General features: G+C 37.4%; 6 protein-coding genes. 2 read left to right on the top strand and 4 right to left on the bottom strand.

The features are described from left to right. Window positions 1–290: 290 nt before the first annotated feature. Window positions 291–1,175, bottom strand: coding sequence for a nucleotidyltransferase-like protein (locus tag AC1RNS_RS26215; protein WP_492996743.1), 885 nt, complete (start codon window positions 1,173–1,175; stop codon window positions 291–293). A 147-nt stretch (window positions 1,176–1,322) separates the two neighbouring features. On the opposite strand from AC1RNS_RS26215, the gene AC1RNS_RS26220 reads away from it, so the two are divergent. Then, the gene (locus AC1RNS_RS26220; protein WP_427549310.1) at window positions 1,323–1,673 is read left to right on the top strand and encodes a YgzB family protein; all 351 of its coding nucleotides are present in this window, start codon (window positions 1,323–1,325) and stop codon (window positions 1,671–1,673) included. 22 nt (window positions 1,674–1,695) lie between these two features. Here AC1RNS_RS26220 and perR read toward each other — a convergent pair whose 3' ends face one another. The 3 genes from perR to bcp all read right to left on the bottom strand — a co-directional run bounded on the left by perR (window position 1,696) and on the right by bcp (window position 3,835). Continuing rightward, on the bottom strand, window positions 1,696–2,139 hold the full coding sequence (gene perR / locus AC1RNS_RS26225; protein ID WP_427549312.1) for a peroxide-responsive transcriptional repressor PerR: 444 nt from the start codon (window positions 2,137–2,139) through the stop codon (window positions 1,696–1,698). A 278-nt stretch (window positions 2,140–2,417) separates the two neighbouring features. Beyond that, complete coding sequence (locus tag AC1RNS_RS26230; protein WP_492996744.1) at window positions 2,418–3,362, bottom strand: D-2-hydroxyacid dehydrogenase; 945 nt, start codon at window positions 3,360–3,362, stop codon at window positions 2,418–2,420. Next, on the bottom strand, window positions 3,359–3,835 hold the full coding sequence (gene bcp, locus AC1RNS_RS26235) for a thioredoxin-dependent thiol peroxidase (RefSeq protein WP_492996745.1): 477 nt from the start codon (window positions 3,833–3,835) through the stop codon (window positions 3,359–3,361). Before bcp ends, AC1RNS_RS26230 begins: the two co-directional genes overlap by 4 nt. A 130-nt stretch (window positions 3,836–3,965) precedes the next feature. On the opposite strand from bcp, the gene AC1RNS_RS26240 reads away from it, so the two are divergent. Next, a complete protein-coding gene (locus AC1RNS_RS26240; RefSeq protein ID WP_492996746.1) occupies window positions 3,966–5,252 on the top strand; it encodes a glutamate-1-semialdehyde 2,1-aminomutase in 1,287 nt (428 codons plus the stop codon). The last annotated feature ends 90 nt before the right edge of the window (window positions 5,253–5,342 follow it).

Genomic DNA, 5,342 nt, shown 5'->3' on the forward strand with positions numbered 1-5,342 from the left:
TGTTTTGTTCACTAGCAAAAGCTAGCTACTAAAAACTTTATTGATTACGTTTTGCTTGTTCAGTTTTCAAGGTTCATTGTTTAGTCGTTTTTCAGCGACTTCTTTATATTAACACCTTACTCGATCTCTGTCAATCACTTTTTTAAAAAGTTTTTTTGAAGCTATCAAGTTTTGTTATGTCTTAGCGACAATTAATATAATACAATATCATTATATTAGACGTCAATACTTTTTATAAAAAAATATCGAGGTATTAGTATATACCTCGATTACTAGCATACTACAAGTCCTTATTCCATTTCCAGAGCCTCTTTATTCACCTTGTAATGTCGATGGAATATCATTTCACTTTTTGCAGCGATCGGTTCGACAAGAATATAGCCTTTATCCACTAGATATTCCACAAATACCTCTAAATCAACCGAGTAGTTCACGAGCTCATGATGATCATGCAGCTCTTGAATTGTCCAAGCCTCTTTAGATTGCATTACTTCTAATATATGTTGGGCACCGTCTCTAGTACGTGAATGTATCAAAAATTCACTTGCTAAAAACAATAACTCTAAGCGTTTTTCTATCGGTTCATTACTTGAAACAAGCTCTTCATATAATTTATAAATCGCTGGCTCAATTTTTCTCACTTGTGCCCAAACAGTTACTTCAGGATAAAGCCCGCTATCGATAATGGACAAACGCCCCAGATGATGTAACGAATCTACAACATGATTATAAGCATCAAGGTAGCTCCCCTTATCAAAATATTCTTTTCCTTCTAAATAACGTCGAATTAACTTGGAAAATTGAATGCCTGTTTTAATTTTTCGTCCACTAAACGGGAACTCCTGTAATTCAATTTTCAATTTATGAAGAAACTCATTTCGATCAAACAATACCCTGCCAAAGAAAATCCAATCAACCACTTTTCTATTTGAACCAATTAGTAGCCATTTTCGTATCAACTTCTCAGTAACAGTATGTAAAGCTATTTTATTTCCTTCATATAAGTAATGTTTCGTAAAAACTGGTTTTTCCGCTTCCTTTACAATAATAAGTAAGACTGTATCAAATGTATCTGTAACATTACTTTGTTCTTCACGCTTTTCTACTAAAATAACCCCTATTGTATTCGACTGACTCGCGCGTTCCTGGTATATTGGACGCAAAATTTGCTCCATGTTCAGCCCCCCTATTTATTTGCAACCTTTTATTTCGTTAAAAATTCGACATACTCTAAAAGTATTCCTTCTTTCCATGTTCCCAAAGCTAAAATACTTTGTTCTTATATGTTATAGTAGATTTTAGATTGGGAGGCAAGAGAATATATGAAACCTTACAAAAATAAAATTAATAAAATTCGTTCATTTGCATTAGCCCTTATTTTTATTGGCTTTATCGTTATGTATGGAGGAATTTTCTTTAAAAACAATCCTATTCTCGTCTTAATTTTTATGACCCTCGGCGTTCTATGCATCATTGGCAGTACAGTTGTGTATGCTTGGATTGGGCTTCTTTCAACACGAGCGGTTCAAGTAGAATGCCCTAATTGCCATAAACACACAAAAGTATTAGGTCGTGTAGATATGTGTATGTATTGTAATGAACCATTAACACTGGATCCAACTTTAGAAGGAAAAGAATTTGATCAATCTTATAATAAGACAAAAAAATCCTAGCCCTTATGAGAGCTAGGATTTTTTACTGCACTTTTGCAGATACATCTTTACACGATGGACAAGTGCCGTATATCTCTAAGCGATGCGAATGCACATCAAAGCCTGTTACTTGCGATGCAAAATGTTCAATTTCATCGAGACCAGGATAATGAAAATCGACTATTTTTCCACAGCATTCACAAATCATGTGATAATGATCATTTGTAACGAAATCAAAGCGACTCGAAGCATCACCATAGGTAAGTTCTTTCACTAAACCAACCTCGCGAAATACGCGAAGGTTATTATAGACAGTTGCTACACTCATATTTGGGAATCTTCCTTCAAGTGCTTTATAAATTTCATCGGCAGTTGGATGTGCCATTGATTGAATTAAATATTCCAAAATAGCATGACGCTGAGGAGTAATACGTACACCAGTTGTTTTTAACGTGTCAAGGGCATCCTGTAAATGCGTTGCAGACATCGTCATGCACCTCTTCCATAAATATTCTTAATTTATAATTGTTATAATTAGTGTAGCGAATTAGGCTTAGTTCTGTCAATCGTACACCTTCTAAAACAATAACATTTTTCTAATGAGGGCATATAATCTCTCCAACTTGAATGATCATTGAACTGTTTCCAATTTCTAAGTAGATTACCGTTCAGCATGACGCTTTCTTATATAACCTAATCCTCAATCAACACTTTCTATTGCAAATGTCTCCCAAGCTTTGATGAATAAATTATTTCTTACATGACCTAATAGCCTCTTGATAAATCCATCACATTTTCTAATTCCTTTTCACCACGTAACCATTTCTCTAAACTAGGCTTAAAAATATGTAAGCTACGTTCAACATATCGTGAAGAGTGGCTTGAAATATGTGGAGATACAATAACATTCGGTAAGGACCATAATGGATGATCTACCGCTAAAGGCTCTTGTTCAAATACGTCTAAAACAGCATAGCCAATTTCACCTGATTGAATGGCATGTATTAAAGTATCTTCCTCTACTAAATTGCCACGACCAAAATTCATAAAAATGGCATTACTTTTCATTGCTTTAAAATGCTCTTGTTTCAAGAGGTGCGTTGTCTCATCCGTTTTAGGTAATACAGAAATGACGATATCAGCCTTAGGCAAAGCTTCTATTAATTGGTCAAAACACACTATGTTATCCATATACGCCGCTTCTTTCCCTGAACGGTTACAGCCAATAGTTGTTACACCAAAGGCCTGTAATAAACGACCTACCTCTGAGCCAATAGCACCTGGACCTAGAATAAGAGCTGTACTGTCTCGTAATTCTGATTGCTTTGCTTTTTTTGACCATTCACTTTTCTTCTGCTGCTCATACATCCATGGCAGCGCACGTTTAATAGCTAAAATATGAGCAAGCATCGATTCTGCCATTGGCGTTTTATGAATACCACGCACATTCGAAACTAAAATATTTCGTTCCATAATAGCTTGAGCTGGCATTTTTTCAACTCCAGCCGAGGCTACAAAAATCCACTTCAGATTTGTGGCGTAATTCATATTTTCCTTATTTAAATCCTCACCATATGTAACAAGTACATCTGCTCTTTGCAACTCCTCAATGGATAAGCCAGTCTCAAAAATAAAATCAACCTGTGGAAACTCGGCCACTAACGGCTCACGTAAATCAGGTCTTGGTTCAAATGTAAAATAAATTCTCATTTTGCCGCCTCCCATTCTGCTAAGTAGGTATATACTTCCTCAATGTGATTTTTCACGCGTACCTTGCGCCAAGCCTTAATAAGATTCCCCTCCGTATCAATTAAAAATGTTGAGCGTTCTATTCCCATATACTCACGTCCATACATCTTCTTCAACACCCATACGCCATATGCCTCTGCAACCGCATGATCCTCATCCACCAGTAGGGAGAATGGTAATCCATACTTATCTATAAATTTGTTATGTTTTTTTGCATCGTCAGGACTGATACCGAGCACAGCTGCATTTAGCTGACTAAAATCCTCGTGCTTGTCACGGAAATCACATGCCTCAGTCGTGCATCCTGGTGTCATATCTTTAGGATAAAAATAAACTATAACATTATGTCCTCTGAAATCTGCTAACTTTACCGTCTCCCCTCTTTCATTTATAAGAGAAAAATCTGGAACATTTTTTCCTTCTATTAAAGTCACAATAATCTCCTCCTCTGTAGGTTCTATTTTACTCCAAGTGATAAAACAAGTCATATCCCTTAATTTCTTTGGATTTCTGGCACTGATAGGTCTACAATAGAGTACGTATAAAGACATAGGAGGCAATCATATGAATCACACAAAATCTGAAGCAATACACGCGGAAGCGCTACAGCATATCGTTGGTGGTGTAAATAGCCCTTCTCGTTCTTATAAAGCAGTGGGCGGTGGCTCGCCTGTAGCAATGACTCGTGGTAAAGGTGCTTATTTTTGGGATGTTGACGGCAATCGTTATATTGACTATCTAGCGGCATATGGACCTATCGTAACTGGACATGGTCACCCACATATTGCGAAAGCTATTGCACATGCAGCTGAAAATGGTACATTGTTTGGAACCCCGACTGAATACGAGGTTACTTTTGCAAAAATGTTAAAAGAAGCAATACCGTCTATGGATAAAGTACGTTTTAATAACTCTGGTACAGAAGCTGTGATGACAACTATTCGCGTTGCACGTGCCTATACAGGTCGTACGAAAATAATGAAATTTGCAGGTTGCTACCATGGCCACTTCGATTTAGTATTAGTAGCTGCTGGTTCAGGTCCTGCTACATTAGGAACACCAGACTCAGCAGGTGTAACAACTTCTACTGCTGAGGAAGTAATTACTGTACCTTTTAATAATCCTGATGCCTTTACTGAAGCAATGGATAAATGGGGCGAACAAATTGCTGCTATCTTAATAGAACCAATTGTAGGGAACTTCGGTATTGTAGAGCCAAATCCAGGCTTCCTAGAGTTAGTGCATGCTACTGCAAAAGAAAAAGGAGCATTAACGATTTACGATGAGGTTATCACAGCATTCCGCTTCCATTATGGTGGTGCTCAAAACTTACTTGGACTAACACCTGATCTAACAGCACTTGGGAAAGTTATTGGTGGTGGTTTACCAATCGGTGCATACGGTGGTCGTAAAGAAATTATGGATACAGTTGCACCTCTTGGCCCAGCCTACCAAGCAGGTACTATGGCAGGAAACCCTGCATCGATGCAAGCTGGCATTGCCTGCTTAGAAGTACTACAAACGCCTGGGATTTACGATGAAATGGATAGACTAGGTGGAATTTTAGAGGACGGTATTTTAGCTGCAGCTAAAAAGCATGGCGTAACAATCACATTAAATCGTCTTAAAGGGGCACTGACTATTTACTTTACAGATGTGAAAGTAGAAAACTATGAGCAAGCAGAAAACGCTGACGGCGAAATCTTTGGCCGTTTCTTCAAATTCATGCTTAATCAGGGTATTAATCTAGCTCCCTCGAAATATGAAGCATGGTTCTTAACTACTGAACATACTGAAGCAGATATTCTGGAAACAATTAAAGCGGTAGATTTTGCATTTTCTCAACTATAATCCATCACAATACAAGAGGCTGGGACAAAACCCTTCTCTAAACTAAAAAGCCGGTGAAATTTTACGATCAGTAAAATTTCACCGGCTTTG

The sequence above is a fragment of the Lysinibacillus sp. GW821-FHT14F06 genome, assembly GCF_058803665.1.